The sequence below is a fragment of the Prevotella micans F0438 genome, from assembly GCF_000243035.1.
GTDB classification, from domain to species: Bacteria; Bacteroidota; Bacteroidia; order Bacteroidales; family Bacteroidaceae; genus Prevotella; species Prevotella micans.
The window spans coordinates 370220-389204 of record NZ_JH594523.1; the positions used below are offsets into that span (position 1 = coordinate 370220).

The 18985-nt window shown below is 47.4% G+C and carries 11 protein-coding genes and 1 pseudogene; 9 read left to right on the forward strand and 3 right to left on the reverse strand.

Features of this window, described 5'->3' with window-relative positions; genetic code table 11:
* Positions 1-246 (forward strand): annotated as a pseudogene (locus tag HMPREF9140_RS10685) (hypothetical protein); the annotation flags it as partial.
* Between the two features lie 199 nt (positions 247-445).
* The gene (locus tag HMPREF9140_RS09370; protein ID WP_006953562.1) at positions 446-3073 is read left to right on the forward strand and encodes a fimbrillin family protein; all 2628 of its coding nucleotides are present in this window, start codon (positions 446-448) and stop codon (positions 3071-3073) included.
* Here HMPREF9140_RS09370 and HMPREF9140_RS10545 read toward each other — a convergent pair.
* Positions 2999-3598 (reverse strand): hypothetical protein, encoded by a 600-nt coding sequence (locus HMPREF9140_RS10545; protein WP_155799221.1) that lies wholly within the window; start codon positions 3596-3598, stop codon positions 2999-3001. The two genes, HMPREF9140_RS09370 and HMPREF9140_RS10545, sit on opposite strands and share 75 nt — an antisense overlap.
* A 23-nt stretch (positions 3599-3621) precedes the next feature.
* Here HMPREF9140_RS10545 and HMPREF9140_RS09380 point away from each other — a divergent pair, with 23 nt between their 5' ends.
* Entirely contained in the window at positions 3622-4554 is a 933-nt protein-coding gene (locus HMPREF9140_RS09380; protein ID WP_006953566.1) for a DUF6261 family protein, read from the forward strand.
* A 352-nt stretch (positions 4555-4906) separates the two neighbouring features.
* Positions 4907-7573, forward strand: coding sequence for a DNA mismatch repair protein MutS (mutS, locus tag HMPREF9140_RS09385; protein ID WP_006953568.1), 2667 nt, complete (start codon positions 4907-4909; stop codon positions 7571-7573).
* Between the two features lie 132 nt (positions 7574-7705).
* Here the strand turns inward: mutS and upp are convergent, their stop codons facing one another.
* The gene (gene upp / locus HMPREF9140_RS09390; protein ID WP_025073439.1) at positions 7706-8365 is read right to left on the reverse strand and encodes a uracil phosphoribosyltransferase; all 660 of its coding nucleotides are present in this window, start codon (positions 8363-8365) and stop codon (positions 7706-7708) included.
* Between the two features lie 295 nt (positions 8366-8660).
* On the opposite strand from upp, the gene pckA reads away from it, so the two are divergent.
* From pckA to HMPREF9140_RS09405, 3 genes are all read left to right on the forward strand, one after another.
* Positions 8661-10277, forward strand: coding sequence for a phosphoenolpyruvate carboxykinase (ATP) (gene pckA, locus HMPREF9140_RS09395; protein WP_006953572.1), 1617 nt, complete (start codon positions 8661-8663; stop codon positions 10275-10277).
* A 256-nt stretch (positions 10278-10533) separates the two neighbouring features.
* Complete coding sequence (locus tag HMPREF9140_RS09400) at positions 10534-15894, forward strand: alpha-2-macroglobulin family protein (RefSeq protein WP_244858988.1); 5361 nt, start codon at positions 10534-10536, stop codon at positions 15892-15894.
* 776 nt (positions 15895-16670) lie between these two features.
* Positions 16671-17168, forward strand: coding sequence for a helix-turn-helix domain-containing protein (locus tag HMPREF9140_RS09405; RefSeq protein ID WP_025073440.1), 498 nt, complete (start codon positions 16671-16673; stop codon positions 17166-17168).
* Positions 17169-17180: 12 nt separating this feature from the next.
* On the opposite strand, the gene HMPREF9140_RS09410 is transcribed toward HMPREF9140_RS09405, so the two are convergent.
* Positions 17181-18104 (reverse strand): calcium/sodium antiporter, encoded by a 924-nt coding sequence (locus HMPREF9140_RS09410; protein ID WP_006953578.1) that lies wholly within the window; start codon positions 18102-18104, stop codon positions 17181-17183.
* A gap of 92 nt (positions 18105-18196) precedes the next feature.
* On the opposite strand from HMPREF9140_RS09410, the gene HMPREF9140_RS09415 reads away from it, so the two are divergent.
* The gene (locus tag HMPREF9140_RS09415; protein WP_006953580.1) at positions 18197-18643 is read left to right on the forward strand and encodes a hypothetical protein; all 447 of its coding nucleotides are present in this window, start codon (positions 18197-18199) and stop codon (positions 18641-18643) included.
* On the forward strand, positions 18640-18985 hold a 346-nt coding region (locus HMPREF9140_RS09420), incomplete at its 3' end, for an IS5/IS1182 family transposase (protein ID WP_006953583.1). The genes HMPREF9140_RS09415 and HMPREF9140_RS09420, both read left to right, overlap by 4 nt.

The window sequence follows — 18985 nt, forward strand, 5'->3', positions numbered from 1 at the left end:
AGGCCGCATGTAGGGACAGACCCCGTGTCTGTCCGCCTCACTTCGGTTCTGCGAACCGAAGCAATATATTGGTCGAAAGGTCCGAGCGATGGATATTTATCCCGTCCTTATCGGACGGGTGCGGACAGACACGGGGTCTGTCCCTACATGCGGCCGATAGGCCGAATTGGCGCAAGTTGGTTTATGGATATTATATCATTCTTTTCGATTATCACCCCTTGCTACAAATGTGTAATCACGAAATAAAATCATTATCAGTATGAAGAAAAAGAATTCCAAAAAGGCGCGTATGTCCCGCCTTTCATCGAGACAATCTCATTGCAACACGAATTCCATCTGCTTGTTCCGAGCGAAATCAAACCCAAGCCGGGAACACCCGAGATTGAAGACAACGAAGATGAGAATGAAGAAATTGAATTTGAATAACCCAAAAAGAAGTAGCAACATGATTAAGAACAAACTTTCTCTCGCCCTGCTTTGCACGGCCGTACTATTCATAGGCTCGTGTGCAGATGAAAACATAACAGACAACAACCATGGCAACAAAGGCGGCATGAGCTTCGAAGTGTCCGACGTTCAGGATGCGCCCGAAGATAATCCTCAATCGCGCAGTCTTGCCGCCGCCGAACCCATCGGCAGTATTCCGTTTAACGAGTCCATTGCTGCCGATGCCTGCCTTCAGGAAACAACCATCGACGGCGTTAACCCGGTTAAACGCACGCCTGAAACCCGCGCATTCCTGAAAAGCACCATTGATGCCGACTTCGGCGTTTCGGCAAGTAAAAACGGCAGCAACCAAGCCGACTATTTCTACAATGAACGCGTTAGCAATACCGGCGTAATGGTAAACCCCAAGATCTGGTCTACCGACGCCTCCAGTCTTAAATTCTACGCTATTTACCCTTATATGGACGGCTCGAACCCGAACCAAAAGTTAGTCCAGGCATCAGCAAACGCATTGCCCACAGTCGACTTCATAGCCTCCACGGATATTGCCAACCAAACCGACCTTATGTCGGCCGTTACTAATGAAATTTCCTACACCCCATCCTCCGGCGGAGCCGCCCATGTAGTGCCTCTAAAGTTCCGCCACGCCCTTACCGCCATCCGTTTCGGCGTAGGTTCCAATCTTTCGTGGGGCAAAACAATTAAGAGCGTAGAGTTCCAAAACATTCATAACAAAGGCAACTACAATCCCGCCACTCACACCTGGACAACCGGTAGCACTACGGCAAACTTTAAGCTCGACAACATCAACGTTCTCACCAACGGTACACTTAACAACGTGATTCTTAAAGATGGTAACACATTCCTTATGGTTCCTCAAACCCTTCCCAGCGGCGCAAAAATCGTTATCACCTTCAACGACGGCACTAGTATCACCGCTAAAATCGAAGGTGGAAAATGGAAGCCTGGCACTACGAAGACATATATGATGACCGAGAAAAACAGTAATTGGGAGTATATAATTCAAGCCACATCTCCCTCTGCCGTTGGATACAACATTTCTCAAACCGGTGCCTATGGCATCATAAGCTATCGTAAAGTTGGAACAACATTTCAACCCGTTAAATGGCGAGTTGTGAAATATCAAGAAAGCACAGACGGTGGATTAACCTGGGGACCGGAAAGCGATACAAAGCCTACATGGCTCACAGCATTAAGCAAAGAAAATGGCGATGGTGGAACAATAGCCGAAACGGGTACAGCAAGTATAAAAACAAGCATAGTAGACTTATTGGATGAACGTAATGCTAAATTAAAGATTAACCCTAAAGGCAGTATTGGTGAGTATTACGACCTCTCTACACACGATATAAAAGGTAATCCCACTTCTCGCAACACAGCTAACTGTTATGTCATATCTCATCCGGGATACTACAAACTCCCTCTGGTATATGGCAATGCTATAAAGGATGGGAATAAGAACGAAAGTTCCTATAAGACCACTAATACTGGCACATTTATCTTACAGAATTTCAAAGACCATATGGAGCAAAACATAACTGACCCTTGGATAGAGAAAACCAACGGTGGTGCAAATAATGGAATAGATAACGCTAAGGTGGTCTGGGCAGACGAATCAAACTTAGTGAGCAATCTGGCTATAGAACACGATGTGTTGGGTGACGGTTATTTACAATTTGAAGTAAAGGCAGAGAATATAAGAGGTGGAAATGTTGTAGTTGCGGCCATGAGAGGTAGTACTATTGTATGGTCATGGCATCTTTGGTTTGCTCCTGATAATGTATTGGATAAGATAGAAGTAACCAACTTTCAAGGTGTCAAATACTACTTTGCTTCTGAAACTATAGGTTGGCGATACACCTCTTGGAAAGAAACCAACTATAAACAACCACGTAAAGTAAAGGTTCAAATAGAGCAACTTACAAGAAATTCAGGTACTGTTCAAAAAGCTGAATTTACTATTACACAAAATCCAGCTACAATAGTAAAGAATGGTAATTCTACGCTTTATCAATGGGGACGTAAGGATGCACTCCCAGGTGTTACTTCCGTATCAGAAGGCTCGTTTAATGAGAATGCCGGGGGTAATATGTCTATACAGAATGGGATTCAACATCCAGAAAATTTCTACACTTATTCTCCGTCTTGGTACAACACACCACCATTAGGTTATTCATATATTAATCTTTGGTCGATGAGAAATATAACTATCAGTTTAAATGATAACCCAGTTATCAAAACCATTTATGATCCCTCTCCAGCAGGTTTTAATGTACCAGCTTCTAACGCTTTTACAGCTTTTACTACTACAGGAGAAGATCGTGGCCCAATAAATACTATTGGTTGGAATGGAGGCTGGGTCTTGAATAATAAAATCACAAATCCTAATGCTACAATTTATATACCTCCTACAGGATTTCGTAGTAACACTAATGGGGGGTTGCATAATGTGATGCTTAGTTGTAATTGTTGGACGGCGATTCCGAGTAGTTTGCATCACGCTTACAATATGGTATATGGTCCGTCCTATTTAGAACCAAAGAACCGAGAAATACGAGCATACGGGCGAGCTGTACATCCGGTAGCAGAACAAAGTAATCCTTGATATTCTAGTATAGAAACCATGCAAACCAAGGGTCTTTATATAATCTACGACGTAGAAAGTAAGGGTATCTACAGTGGTGCCCACTTCTACGCTGTAGAAAGTAGGGCAACCAACGGTGAAACTCATTCCTACGGCATCGATAGGAGCTTTACCGAGTGTGATGGTCATTCTGACGCCGTAGAAAGCTGGGGAATCGAGTGTGAGGCTCATTCCGACGCCGTAGAAATCGGGAGAACCGAGTGTGAGGCTCATTCTGACGCTGTAGAAATCGGGAGAACCGAGTGTGAGGCTCATTCTGACGCCGTAGAAATCGGGAGAACCGAGAGTGATGCTCATTCTGACGTCGTAGAAATCGGGAGAACCGAGAGTGATGGTCATTCCGACGCCGTAGAAAGCTGGGGAACCGAGAGTGATGCTCATTCTGACGTCGTAGAAAGCTGGGGAATCGAGTGTGATGCTCATTCTGACATCGCAGTAGGCATGGCGACAACTGATTTGCAGATAATTTATCCTATCATATTTCATTAATCAAAAACAACTCAAAGAAAATGGCAACAACAACAAGTCCAATCAAATTGGAAAGCAACCGCGGAGCACGTTTCCATAACGTTATGCATGCGAAGTTTCATCAAACACAGTACGACCTTATCGCGAAGACCGACCTCGCGAAAATAAATGTAACGCCCGACATGCTCAAGGAGTGGAAAGACGCCATAGAAGTAGAGGTTGAAATTAACAAACAGGCCCAGGCGTCGGTTACAACAAACGAAATGCTCGCAAAAGACCGCGAGCGCGACGAGGCCCTCATTAATCTCTTCGGAATAATTCGCGCCCAGCTCTATTCGCATGTAGAAGTGGTTAGAAAAGCGGCCGCAAAACTGGCAGTTGAACTTAAACCTTATTTCGGAATAAGAAAGGAGATTAACGAGAATGAAACGGGACTGATTCGCGGTTTGGAGAAAGATGCTACCCGTCTCACGTCCGAGCTTGCCGTCTTAGGACTAAACGATGTAATGCAACATCTTCATATCGTTAACGAGGAATACGAGCAAATGGTTGTATCGCGCCGTAGTGCTGGCGATGCACTGAAATTGCCCGATTCTCGGGTAGCTCGTCAGAACAGCGAGCGAATATTCGAAGCCATTTGTCAGTGCATTCAGGCCAGTTATTTGATTTCGCCTGTTGATGCCGACCGGAAGCTGATTGCCGACCTGGTAACGTCACTGAACCATGTTTCGGCTGATTTCCGTTACACTCACGCTCAAAGTCAGGCGCAGAAGTCAGCGGCCAAAAAGAGGAAGGATAACGGGGATGATAATCCCAAGAAACCCTCCGACCCGAAAAAGCCCGGCGATGATGGTAAAAAACCGGATGATGGTAAGAAACCTGGCGAGGGCAAAAAGCCCGAAGACCCCAAGAAGCCCGGTGGCGACACCCCGAAACCCGGACGAGAGGAAGACCCGGGCGAAGACCAAGTATAAGGGTTCGGTTTAAGAGAGATTATCCCCTCCTTGTCGGGCAAGCGTCGGATAGACACTCCCACTCGGGCGGGACGCCCGCATGTAGGGACAGACCCCGAGGGGTGATTTGCTGTCCGATACCCATAGGAAACAAATAAAATATCGTTTATATAATCATTAAGACCTGCATCCGTCATGACGACGCGTGCAGGTCGACCGTTTTTATAGGTTTCGGGATAAAAACAAGGTGTCCGTATGTAGTTTTTTACGAGCTATTCGGAACGAACAAAGAACATGAGATGTTTGGTTGCTATAGACACTTTGGCTATTTTCGCGCCGTAATAATTGACACATAAGAAAGGATATACTATCAATGGCTAAAGATGAAAAAGGACTGACTCCGATGATGAAACAGTTCTTCTCTATGAAAGCAAAACACCCAGATGCTTTGCTGCTCTTCCGCTGCGGCGATTTCTATGAAACCTACTGCGACGATGCCATAGAGACGTCGAAAATCCTGGGAATCACGCTCACGAAAAGAAATAACGGAGCTGCAAGCGGCGACGAAATGGCCGGTTTCCCTCATCATGCGCTCGATACCTATCTGCCTAAACTCGTGAGAGCGGGCAAGCGGGTGGCAATATGCGACCAGCTGGAAGACCCGAAAAAAAAACGCGAGGAAATTAAAGGCAAACGCGGACTAACAGCCATGGACAAAATGGTGAAACGAGGTATAACCGAACTCGTGACACCCGGAGTGGCCATGGGCGACAATGTGCTCAACTATAAGGAAAATAATTTCCTGGCGGCGGTTCATTTCGGTAAAGGAGCCTGCGGGGTGAGCTTTCTGGATATCTCGACCGGTGAATTCCTTACGGGCGAGGGGTCGTTTGATTATGTTGAAAAACTCATCGGGAACTTCGCACCGAAAGAAGTGCTCTATAATCGAGAAAGGAAGCAGGATTTCTTGAAATATTTCGGTTCGCGAATATGCACTTTCGAGTTGGACGAGTGGGTGTTCACCGAACAAACAGCACGGCAGAAACTACTGAAACATTTCAAAACAAAGAATCTCAAAGGATTCGGTACCGACCATCTGCATAACGGAATCGTGGCGGCCGGAGCCATAATGCAATATCTTGAAATCACACAGCACACGAATATCAGTCATATAACCTCGCTTGCACGAATTGAAGAGGAGAAATATGTGCGGCTCGACCGATTCACAATTCGCTCGCTGGAACTTGTTGCACCTATGCACGATGAGGGAACGTCGCTTCTGAACGTGCTCGACCGGACAGTTACACCGATGGGTGGTAGAATGTTGAGGCGATGGATGGTGTTCCCGCTCAAGGATGTGAAGACCATAAACGAGCGTCTGGATGTGGTGGATTATTTTTTCCGCGAGCCCGACTTCCGCATATGTGTCGATGAACAGTTTCATCGTGTGGGCGACCTGGAACGAATCATATCGCGCGTGGCTGCCGGGAGGGTTTCACCACGCGAGGTGGTTCAACTCAAAAATGCTCTAATGGCTCTGCAACCGGTGAAGTCGGCTTGCTCGTCCACCAACAATGAAGTACTCAAACGCATAGGCGAACAGATTAATCTTTGCGAATCGTTACGCGAAAGAATCGAAAACGAAATCCATCCCGACCCACCACAGCTCGTAGCTAAAGGCGATGTGATTGCCGATGGATTCAATAGCGAACTTGACGAATTGCGCGCCATCAGAACCGGCGGGAAACAATATCTTATCGAAATTCAGCAAAAAGAAATCGAACAAACCGGTATAACATCGCTCAAAGTGGGCTTCAACAACGTGTTCGGATATTATCTGGAGGTGAGGAATACGTTCCGCAATAAAGTGCCCGCAGATTGGATTCGAAAGCAAACTCTCGCACAGGCCGAACGCTACATAACACCAGAGCTGAAAGAATATGAAGCAAAGATTCTTGGCGCCGATGAGAAAATTCTGGCGCTCGAAGCTAAACTCTTTGCCGAACTAGTGCAGGATATGCAGACCTTCATCCCGCAAATTCAGATAAACGCTAATCTTATCGCACATGTAGATTGCCTACTGTCGTTCGCAAAGACAGCCGAGGCACAGAGATATGTTAGGCCTGTAATCGACGAGGAAAACGTGATAGACATCCGGCAAGGACGGCATCCTGTGATTGAAACTCAGCTCCCGATAGGCGAACAATATGTCCCGAACGATGTGCTACTCGACTCGGAACATCAGCAAATAATGATTATAACCGGCCCTAACATGGCCGGTAAGTCGGCTCTTCTCCGGCAAACAGCTCTCATCGTTCTGCTGGCACAAGCAGGTAGTTTCGTTCCGGCCGAAAGTGCACGAATAGGATTGGTCGATAAGATTTTTACTCGTGTCGGCGCATCGGATAATATCTCGCTCGGCGAATCGACCTTCATGGTAGAGATGACCGAAGCAGCCAATATTCTCAACAATGTCACACCCCGCTCGCTGGTTCTTTTCGACGAACTCGGACGCGGCACCAGTACCTACGACGGAATAAGCATAGCATGGGCTATCGTTGAACATCTACACGAACAGCCACGCGCACGAGCTCGAACACTTTTCGCAACACACTATCACGAGCTCAACGAAATGGAAAAGATTTTCAAACGCATCCGCAACTACAATGTTGCAGTGCAGGAGCAAAACGGACGAGTAATTTTCATTCGCAAACTACAACGAGGCGGCAGCGAACACTCTTTCGGTATTCATGTGGCCGAGATAGCTGGTATGCCACCCTCAATTGTAAAACGCGCAGGAGTAGTACTGCGCGAACTAGAGGCCGACAACTCGCAAGTTGGCACAAATACTCGACCATCAGCAAAGAAATTGGAGCAAAGTCGGGAAGGAGTACAGTTGTCGTTTTATCAGCTCAACGATCCTGTGCTTCAACAAATACGCGACGAAATTCTCGGACTCGACATAAACAATCTCACACCCATGGACGCCCTCAATCGTCTCAACGACATCAAGCGAATTGTCTCTCCAAACGGCGCATAATAATAACAAGTCCATTCCGAGACTATCCTCGAACAGAAATAGAGAGCTGAAAAAATCCACTGCCATCCAGTTTTATAAACTGCGATGGCGGTGGATTTCTCTGTTAATGATATAATCGTGTAGCTCTGTTTTCTAGAGTTTTTCTCCGTAGCAAAGGTCGCCCGCGTCACCGAATCCAGGAACAATATATTTGTGCTCGTTAAGCCCCTCATCTATGGCTGCACACCATATTGTTGTGGTTTCTTCGGGGAATGTATTCTTGATGTGCGCTATTCCTTCCGGCGAAGCAATTATGCAGGCAATGTGTACGTGTTTAGGAGTTCCCTTTGTAAGAATGGCTTTATAACCTAACTCCATCGAACCGCCAGTGGCCAGCATCGGGTCGGCTATGATGAGCGTCTTACCATTAATATCCGGAGTTGCAAGATATTCAACATGAATGTCAACCGTATGATGAGCTGCGTCCTTATATTCTCTATAGGCACTCACGAAAGCATTACCGGCATGGTCGAAAATATTCAGGAATCCATTGTGAAAAGGCAGTCCGGCACGGAAGATAGTTGCCAAAACAATTTTATCTGTTGGCACGCTCACTCGTGCAATTCCCAGCGGCGTGGTGACTTCCTGCTCTTTATAATTCAAAGTTTTTGAGATTTCGAAAGCCTCGAACTCACCTATACGCATCACATTATTGCGAAAAAGCAATCTATTCTTTTGATAATCCTTGTCGCGAATCTCAGCCATGTACTGGTTGATGATTGAATGTTGTTCCGAAAAATTGATTATTTCCATTTGTGTCTGTAAACGAAGAATAGTTATTCTTATTCGTGCAGCCTGCTGCTTAGCACCTTTATGTTCAAATTTGCGCAAAATTAAGAATTTCCTATTTCATTGCAAAGTGAGAATTACAAAGAAGAATGTGCCCCTTTTCGTTTTCAATACTTTAACCGAAAGCAAACCCACACTACCGTATTTTCCACAAGTCACGTTTGGCGAGCTTTAGATTTTATTTATCTTTGCCGCTGCTTTTTACAGTCTTTCTAAAAGACTAAGCGCTAACATTTTTCAACTAAATTCATTTTATAAAATGGCAAAGTTTGACAAGTCAATTTTAGCTAGCTATGGGATTACAACCGGCACAGCAGAGGTTTTGTATAACCCATCGTATGAAGTTCTTTTTAACGAAGAAACAAAAGAAAACCTCGAAGGTTTCGAGATTGGTCAGGAAACAGAATTAGGTGCAATCAACGTTATGACCGGAATATACACCGGCCGCTCTCCTAAGGATAAATTCATCGTCGATGATGAAACATCCCACGACACCGTTTGGTGGGACAGCGAGGAATATCACAACGACAACCATCGCGCCTCAAAAGAAGCATGGCACGCCGTAAAGGAAATCGCCCAGAAGGAATTATCCAACAAGCGCCTTTTCGTTGTCGACGGGTTCTGCGGAACACACAAAGACACCCGAATGAAAGTTCGCTTCATAGTTGAAGTTGCATGGCAGGCACATTTCGTTACGAACATGTTTATTCGCCCGAAAACAGAAGCCGATTTCGAGCAAGAGCCCGATTTCATCGTCTACAACGCATCAAAAGCAAAAGTCGAGAACTGGAAAGAACTCGGCCTACACTCCGAGACAGCCGTAGTATTCAACGTAACCAGTAAAGAGCAAGTTATCATCAACACATGGTACGGTGGCGAAATGAAGAAAGGAATGTTCTCAATGATGAACTACTTCCTACCCCTCAAAGGCATCGCCTCAATGCACTGCTCAGCCAATACCGACATGAACGGCGAAAACACTGCAATCTTCTTCGGTCTGTCAGGAACAGGAAAAACAACCCTCTCAACCGACCCAAAACGCCTACTCATCGGCGACGACGAGCACGGATGGGACGACAAGGGCGTATTCAACTTCGAAGGCGGATGCTACGCTAAGGTCATCAACCTCGACAAAGAAGCTGAACCAGATATCTACGGAGCTATCACACGCGATGCACTACTCGAGAACGTAACCGTTGACAAAAACGGAAAAATTGATTTCGTAGACAAGAGCGTAACCGAAAATACACGCGTTTCCTACCCGATATATCATATCAAGAATATACAGCGCCCCGAATCTCACGGTCCAGCTGCAAAGCAAGTGATATTCCTCTCGGCCGACGCATTCGGAGTTCTGCCACCGGTTTCAATCCTAAACGCCGAGCAAACGAAGTACTACTTCCTCTCCGGATTCACCGCCAAACTTGCCGGAACCGAACGCGGAATCACAGAGCCAACCCCAACCTTCTCAGCATGCTTCGGACAGGCATTCCTGGAACTCCATCCAACAAAATATGCCGAGGAACTTGTTAAGCACATGGAGAAGAGCGGCGCCAAAGCCTACCTCGTGAACACCGGCTGGAACGGAACAGGAAAGCGCATCTCCATAAAGGACACACGCGGAATCATCGACGCCATACTCGACCACTCAATCGACAAGGCACCGACAAAGACTATTCCCTACTTCGACTTCGTTGTTCCAACAGAACTCAAGGGCGTAGACACTAACATCCTCGACCCGCGCAACACCTACAAAAACGCATCCGAATGGGAAGAAAAAGCAAAAGATTTGGCAGCCCGCTTCATCAAGAACTTCAAGAAATATGAAGGCAACGAAGCCGGTAAAGCACTCGTAACCGCCGGTCCGAAGCTCTAAGAAAAGAATAATTTAGTTTTTCCATAACTTATCCAAGCCTCGTCAGTATTTATTTTACTGGCGAGGCTTTTTTACATCCATATATAAATAATAGAGAATGCGTATTACTCTAAAGCTAGACACTAGACCGCTGCAAAGACAGAAACCGACCTTTTTCAACACAAATCACAATCGCCCCGACTCCAGAATCAGTATAAATTACACTAAACACGCGCGTAAGAGTCTAACTTTGCAGCATCCCATCAAACAACAGATAATGATGAAGAAGATATTACTCGCAATACTGATATTGTTCCTGACCCAAGCGGAGACAACGGCGCAAACATTGCCGAAAATGTGGCGTAAGGCAAAGAATCAAGAGGTACTCCAACCAAAAGATGCACTCCGCACCATCGATACCATTATATATATGGCCAGAAAGAGAAAGGAATATGGCGATTTGCTTCGGGCCGAACTGCGACGAAGGCAAATTATACTGAAACTTTCACAAGACAGCACCATCTTGGCCATAGATTCGCTCAAGAAAGAAGAGCGCGAAGCAAGAGGGAAAGATGCGGTTATACAGGCGATATATTCCACTATTTTGGCCACCTTTTCGGTTAACGACACGACGCCCTACACCCGCATGGCGCTCGAAAGACCCGAATTGTTACAACGGATACGCGTAAAGCCCAAAACTTATCGCGCAATAACAAATGAGGAGTTCTCTGGAAAATACTTCAACTACGACCTGTTGAGCATCGTGGGACTAATCTTGGGAAACTATGATTTGCTGGCCGAAAGATATACACAGGCCGGAAATCGTGAGGCGATGTTCCTCATTGCATTCGAGAAGATTAGACAACAACTGCCAGAGAAAAGTCAGGAAGCCGACGTTTGGAGATTCATCGCTAAGCTCGATTCGCTCGGTCGCGCATATTCCGACATCGAACTTAGCGCCGAAACCGAAATACTCGCTTTACAACTGGCAAGCAGTACCGAACTTCTTGCCGATTCCTTGCTTCTGGAGCGTTGCGAAAAGGCAATTGCGAAGTGGAAGAAGTATCCGCGAATAGGAATCTTAAAGAAGATGGTAGATGAAAAGACTCGCTCGAATCTCTGGCTAGAACAATGGGGAGTGTTTCCTGTTTCGAAGAAGAATAAATTCCTAGTGAGGCATAGAAACGTGTCGCGGTTGAAGATGCTGATAAGGAAAGTTAACGATAAGAATATTGTTTGGGACGAGTTCGACACTAATGACGACGACGACCTCAAGGAACTAAGCAAATGTACTTCAAGAAAGCTCACGAAGACAATTGAACTGCCGAATCAAAATAAATCGAAGAAATACTATAGTCTCGTCGACCTACCCACTCTTCCTGCCGGATGCTATTTAATGGAACTATCGACAAAGCCCGAGACCGAAGTTGCACGGGCGATGTTTTTTGTAAGTAATTCAAGACCGATTGTTATGCCACTGCCGGGCGACAGCTTGCGAATTGCGATAGTCGATGCCATAACGAGTCGGCCCGAACATCAGGCTGGTTTGTCGTTCTTTGGGCATCGGGATATGGAACTCGACCGCAACGCCGAGGTTCGTATAGGAATCAACGACACGACACTAGACGTTCTGCAACTTCGTTCGGCTGAAGGCATCATTATTCCCATAGATCTAACCAAGGTGCGCGAGTTCGATAAGACAAGGTCAGGTCTTAAACAGGTAACGAATGTGTTTCTCGACCGGAAAGTCTATCAACCCGGAGAAACCGTACATGCGGTTATTGTTCGGCATCGAAACGAAGGACTAAAGATGCTTGCCGATACCGGGTGCGAACTGCAGGTGAAAATATTAGGTCCGACTTGGCAACAAGTTGATTCAGCGGTTTTAAAAACCGACAGCTACGGAACGGCAAGTGCGGAATTCGTGCTACCGAAAAACATGCTGAGTGGAATCTATCACATCTTGGTAGACGGCAATCTGGAATCATTCTCGGTCGAGAACTACAAACGCTCAACTTTCAGTGTATATGTGCAGAAGCCAACCATACGATATGTACTAGGCGATAGCGTGGTTGTTAGCGGATGGGCCAGAACGCTAATGGACGAACCGGTGAGAAATGCGGTAGTAACCTACACGTTAGACGGCATGCCCGGCGACAGTCTGCTAACCGATTCGGAGGGCAAGTTTGCAATTAAGATATTCTTGCCGAAAACACCGGGACACAAGTACTACAACTATTTTTATCTGAGATGTACCGTGACCGATAATACCGGTGAACAAGAAGAATTCTATACACAGTTGGGCGTAACCAACAAGCGAGTATGCCTCGATGCAACGATATGGGACGAATTGAAAGAACGCAGTGAACTCACCGATATGCGCTTCATCCTCACCAATGCTTCTGCGAAACTCATCAATGGAGAGGTGGAATATTGGTTCGAGGGCTATGAGCATTTGCGTCATAAAGTTCCATGCAACGTCGACATACCGTTTGTCGTGCCCTCCGAGATTCCTGACGGACTATGGAAACTCGTTGCCGTATGCGAAGACGACACGCTGCGACGTTCGTTCATAGTTTTCAGCAACAACATCGTGCGCCCATGCATCGATACGCCCAGTTGGTTCTATCAAACCTCGCGCAACTTCGGCCCGAACGATTCGCTACCTGTGACATTGCAAATCGGCACCAGTCGGCGCAACGTGCACGTGGTCTATTACGTTTGCAACAGCGAGCGGATACTCGAGGAAGGCTCGTTCGAAATGAGCGACACTATTCTGTACCGCGAACTGAAGTATAAACCTGAATACGCCGATGGAATCAGTCTTTATTATGCCTGGTTTGTTGACGGCGAATTCTACGACTATGAATTCAATATAAACCGACTTCTCCCCGAAACAAAGCTCAACCTTACATGGGAAACATTCCGCAACAAACTCGTTCCGGGCGGCGAGGAAACGTGGCGACTGAAAATAACCGATCCAGCCGGGCGCCCGATTACGGCGCAACTCATGGCAACGCTCTACGACGCCGCACTCGACAAGCTGCAAGCTAACAAATGGCAGCTCGAAACCGGACTACGGCTATGTGTTCCAAACGTCGAACAAGCATCGCCCGAAAAATTTCTCGGCTCCGACATGTACTTTTCCTCTACTGCCAGTCAGCGAAAGTACAGCTATCCTCATCTTTCGCTAGGCACAATGAGAAAGCTAATGGAGCTAGGCACAATGAGAAAGCTAATGGAGCAAGGCACAATGAAAGATGGAAATAGTAAACCGATTACAAAACGCTTGTTCACCGGGAGCTCGACCGCTGTGCATGTACGTGGACTGACGAGTTTGTATGGAGCACGGGCACAGGTTAAAGAAACGTTTATGGATATTTCAGGGGTTAGAATAGATCCGAATGAATTTCAACCGGTGGCTAGCGAGGCAAAGCGCAGGGAGAATCTTCCCGTCCGCACTAATCTCAAGCCTTTAGCCTTTTTCGTTCCCAGGCTAGAGTCGAACAATAAGGGCGAGGCTGTACTGAAATTCATGCTACCCGAAAGCGTCACCGCATGGCGATTCATCGGTTTGGCTCACACTCGCGACATGTTAAGCGGTACAATCAGCTCGACCGCCGTTGCAAAGAAATCGATAATGGTTCAGCCCAACATGCCGCGCTTTCTGCGTAAGGGCGACACTGCCACGATAAGCTGCCGAGTATTCAACACCTCCGAAAAGAATCTTGAAGGCCGAGTTTATTTGTGTCTTGTCGACCCGACAAGAGAACGGGTTGTTCATAATGACCAAAAATATTTTTCCTTGCGACCCGACAGCACCGGAACTATAAGTTTCGACTACCGTCCGTACCCCGACGACCCACCCGTGTTGATATGCGAAATCATGGCGTCGGCCGACGATACAAACGATGGCGAGCAGCACTATTTGCCCGTCATTGACAACAAAGAACCGATTACACAAACAATACCTTTCGAAATCGACGGCGTCGGTACTAAGCGCATCTCGATTGACGAATTAATTTCTAAGCTAGGCGACGATATCGAGGGATTTCCGCAGTTTACTATCGAATGCGCCAACAATCCCACGGCTCTTGTTCTGGGAGCGCTCCACGAATATGCCCATCCGGTTGACGGCTGCGCGATATGCCAGGCCATTGCATATTATTCGCTCCGTCTGGGCAGACATATCGTCGGAACGTCGGCCGAACTATGCGACATCATCCGTCGCCTTGACTCGCTGCCCGATTCGTCGGTCGACAAGCAAAGTGCTCTTCTGCGTAACGAGGAACTCAAAAACGTTTTGCCCGCCGAATCGCCATGGCTGGCGAAAGCAAAAGCCGAGACGAATGCATTGCGCGAACTGACTGTGTTCCTACCGGGCCAACCTCTCGACGGCAAAGAAGCGCTCCTCGTTCGTAAGCTCGCCGAGCTACAACAAGCCGACGGCTCGTGGGCGTGGATGAGCGGAATGCCGGGAAATCGGAACGTAACCAAATCGATTATGCTCATGCTTCTGCGCCTCAACAAACTCATAGGCGAGCAGCCCGATACGCGCTCAATGCTCAACGCCGCTTTCGCATATCTTGCTAAAGAGCCGACGCTCGACGAGCTCTACCTCATGTCGCTCGACAACCGAACCGACAGGAAGCAAACGGCCAAACTGCTCAACGAACTGCGCTCCCAACTATCCGAACTCGACATTTTATCGCTTGCACGGGCGGCCGTTCTATTCCATCATTCGGGCGACACGCGAACCGCCCGCGAAATCGTCAGCTCGCTGAAACAGCACACCGTGACCACCCCCGACGGTTGCCGATTCTATGACACCCGGCGGGCCAATTACTCTTGGTTCGACTACCAGATTCCATCGCAAGTGGCAGCCATTGAAGCCATCTCGCTCGTCACGCCGGCCGACAGTTCAACCATCCGCGAAATGTTGAAATGGCTATTCCGCGAAAAGCAAACGCAATATTGGAGCACAGCCATTCAGAGCGCCGATGCAATCTACGCGCTCCTCGGTTCGGCTACGGTTCGAAAACATCCGTCGGCCCCACCGATTATCAAATTCGACGGCCAAGCCATTGTTCCATCGGCCGAAACGACATCCTCCGTTCTGGGCTACAGGAAAGAAACGGTGAACATGACTCGCCAGCACGAACTTCAAATACAGTCAACCTCCGACGGTATTGTTTGGGGTGCGCTCTATTCGCATCTCGTCCAGAAGGGAGAGAATATCAAGCCGTCGGGCAGCGAGCTGAAAATAGTTCGCGATATAATTCCGCTTCAATCGGGCCCGCTACACGTTGGAAGCCGAGTGAAAGTAAGGATAACCGTAACCAGCACGCGCAACCTCGATTTTGTTCAGGTGGTCGACAAACGCGCCGCCTGTCTCGAATCGGTCACGAAGCATAGCGGCTATCGCTACGGTTCGGATGTGGGATATTACCTCGACCGTAAAGCCGACCGCACCGTGTATTTCATCGACAAACTCGCGCGCGGAACCCACATCATCGAAGAGGTTTATTACCTCGACCGCGCCGGAACCTACACAACCGGCTCCCTCACCGCCCAATGCGCCTATGCTCCCGCCTTTGCCGCCCTCGCACCGCCAACGGCATTGACAGTTAAACCGTAATGAGGGGCGGCGGGCGGGACGCCCGAGTGAACCTTGCACCGCCCACGGCATTGATAGTTGAACCATAATGAAAGGCGGACGACAGGACGCCTTGTAGGGACAGACCCCGTGTCTGTCCGAAAACACATGCGGACGGATGCGTGCGGGCGGATACGGGGGGTGTTTTTATATTCGCGCGGGACGCCCGAGTGAATCTCGCACCTGTTTTTCATAGTTCCTCCAGATATCCGGCGGATTTTTAAACCAAACTCGAGTTAAACGGGTGAGACCACTTGAAAAAACCATTCGGCAGAGATTCTGTTACACAAACAACTTCAGGAAACTGTGTGGAATGCGACATGTCACACAGGCAATTTCAATAGATTGTGTGGAATGCGACATGTCACACAAACAACTTCAAGAAACTGTGTGGCAGAGGCTCGGTTACACAGGCAATTTCAAGAGACTGTGTGGCAGGCGACATTTTACACAGTCAGTTTCAGAAGACTGTGTGGAATGCGGCATGTCACACAAACAATTTCTGTAGACTGTGTGAAATGTGGCATGTCACACAAACAACTTCAAGAAACTGTGTGGCAGGCGACATTCCACACAAGCAATTTCAGGAGACTGTGCAGCAGAGGCTCGGTTACACAGGCAGTTTCAGAAGACTGTGTATTTTTCGGATAAATTCCGGGAAATATCACTTGCAACCAGGCATACTATCTGTAATTTTGGACCGTCGACAGGGAATATCTCCCGGCAACAATAACATTACCTATAAATACGTATCGATTATGGCTAAAAACAATTCAAACACACCAAAACAACCCGATAGAGGACCGCAATACTCCTTGGACGACCTCTATTTCACAGTGTTCAACGAGCGGCGCAAATACGATGAGGACGGATATCCATATTATATCCCCATCGAAAAAAATACTCGCCCGACGGGCGTGAGAGTAATGGACAATTTCATGAATTATCTTAACGAAGGCTACAGCAGCATAAGCTCATTCTGCAAAACCGAAGGAGTGAATGAGACGGATTTCAGCCGCATGTGCAAGGTTCTCACGGGTATGAAAGCGCTGGAATTCAAAATAAGGTGGACCGAGCGAACCGTGGTCGATTTATTGCGCTACACCAACCTCTCGCCGGCCGAAGTGGCCGACCGTAGCGGCGTAGGTTCGCACAACAACATGTGTATTGCCTGCAAACGCGTCACCGGCCGCTCGAGCCGGGACTTCAGAAACTATGAGCGCGAAGAACGCGACGTTGGACTCTACAGAATATAAAATACAAACCGCCTACGTTAGCAGATGCCACATATAAACGGCAAATCCAACAACGAGCACGGCGCCCTCCCAACGCTGAAAAGTGTATTTAGTGAACGAAAAGAACCATACGGCTATCATCGAAACAACCATAACGGAAAGGTCGGCCATCGTAATGCCATGCAGCTCCATCGGACAGATGAGCCCCGTAGCACCGAGGATTCCGAGGATGTTGAACACGTTCGAACCAAGAACATTGCCGATGGCGATTCCGCTGTTTCCCTTGCGGGCCGACACAACACTCGTAGCCAGTTCGGGAAGCGAGGTTCCGCCGGCAACGATGGTTAAACCGATAACAGCTTCCGACACCCCGAGCTGAGTGGCAACGGCGGTTGCACCGTCGACAAAAAGATTGCTGCCGCCGATGAGACATGCCAGTCCGACAACAATCCACACAACCGATAACCACAACGCTCGTTTCTTCGGTTGCGGCTCCTCGGCAGTTTCAGGGCTTCGAGCCTGTTTAAGCGTGAAATACATGAACGCAATAAAGAGCGCAAAAAGTATGGCAGCATCCAACCTGCCGATGTTTCCGTCGAGGCACATCATCAAAAGAACCGTCGAGGCCACAAGAGCAAAAGGAATATCCTTCCTCACGGTAGATTTCAAAATAGTCATCGGCATCACCATCGCCGCCGCCCCCACAATGAGCAGCGAATTGAAAATGTTTGAACCAACAATATTTCCAACCGCCAAATCGGGCGTCCCTTTGAGTGCCGAAATAAGACTCACACAAAATTCGGGCATGCTTGTTCCGAGAGCCACAACGGTTAATCCGATTACGATTTGTGGCACGTTCATTCGTTCGGCCACAGCCACTGCGCCCTCTGTCAGCCGGTCGGCTCCCCAAAGAACGAGTATTATTCCGCCGACGATGAAAGAAATCTCAAGTATCATAGTTTCTGTTTTTAACGCCTGCGAAGTTAGTTAGAAGGGAGTAATTTTGCATCTGCTAGATTTAAGTGACAACAATAAATTGAGTTCTTTTTATGCATAATTTTCTGCCTCGAGGGCTTTATTATCTTCTGAATAGCGGCAAGAATTCAAAACTGGCCTATTACGCCGGAGCATTTGTCGACGTGAACTTGCCACACAGATTGCTTGCATGGCGACTTCAACACGAACTTCGGAAACTAAAAGGACGCAAGGATAAGGATTACATATCGCAACGGGTGAATTATTATAATCGCCTGACCGACGACACACCCTTTGATGCCGAGAAGTTCTTGAAAGAATGCGTTGAATTGCAACATCAGAAAATAACAGGACAAAAGGTCTATTATCTCGATTCGTTTCGATACGCAAAGAGCTTTCCTCTCAACAAACAGTGGGTGCTTCTGCCGGGCGATGTAGTTCATGTGCCCGATGTGAGACCTCTGCAAAACTCCTCCTATAATTTGTCTTTCTTAAATATTTTTTGTACCTTTATGGTATGAAACAAAAGTTATCCTCTCCAAGTTTTGCTGACCTATTCCTTGGGCAAAGAAAGGTCAAGCAGACATTCTTTTCACAAATAAACACAGTCATTGATTGGGCACCTATTCGTGCTATAATAGAAGTGGCTTATACAAAAGGCTATAAGTCTACCGGCCGGCCCGGCTATGACAGCCTTGTTTTATTCAAGATTGAATTACTCCGCACCTGGTATGGTCTGAGTGACGGAGAAGTTGAAGAACAGGTTAACGACCGCCTGTCTTTTAGTCGCTTTGCAGGTCTTGGCATGGAAGATATCGTCCCTGACAGTACTACCGTGTGCCGTTTTCGCAACATTCTTGTTG

Excerpts from the sequence above, each read along its gene's own strand:
- pckA (WP_006953572.1), top strand. The coding sequence starts at position 8,661 with ATGGCAAAGTTTGACAAGTCAATTTTAGCTAGCTATGGGATTACAACC.
- HMPREF9140_RS09380 (WP_006953566.1), top strand. The coding sequence starts at position 3,622 with ATGGCAACAACAACAAGTCCAATCAAATTGGAAAGCAACCGCGGAGCA.
- HMPREF9140_RS09405 (WP_025073440.1), top strand. The coding sequence starts at position 16,671 with ATGGCTAAAAACAATTCAAACACACCAAAACAACCCGATAGAGGACCG.
- HMPREF9140_RS09415 (WP_006953580.1), top strand. The coding sequence starts at position 18,197 with ATGCATAATTTTCTGCCTCGAGGGCTTTATTATCTTCTGAATAGCGGC.
- HMPREF9140_RS09410 (WP_006953578.1), bottom strand. The coding sequence starts at position 18,104 with ATGATACTTGAGATTTCTTTCATCGTCGGCGGAATAATACTCGTTCTT.
- HMPREF9140_RS10545 (WP_155799221.1), bottom strand. The coding sequence starts at position 3,598 with ATGAAATATGATAGGATAAATTATCTGCAAATCAGTTGTCGCCATGCC.
- HMPREF9140_RS09370 (WP_006953562.1), top strand. The coding sequence starts at position 446 with ATGATTAAGAACAAACTTTCTCTCGCCCTGCTTTGCACGGCCGTACTA.
- upp (WP_025073439.1), bottom strand. The coding sequence starts at position 8,365 with ATGGAAATAATCAATTTTTCGGAACAACATTCAATCATCAACCAGTAC.
- HMPREF9140_RS09400 (WP_244858988.1), top strand. The coding sequence starts at position 10,534 with ATGATGAAGAAGATATTACTCGCAATACTGATATTGTTCCTGACCCAA.
- mutS (WP_006953568.1), top strand. The coding sequence starts at position 4,907 with ATGGCTAAAGATGAAAAAGGACTGACTCCGATGATGAAACAGTTCTTC.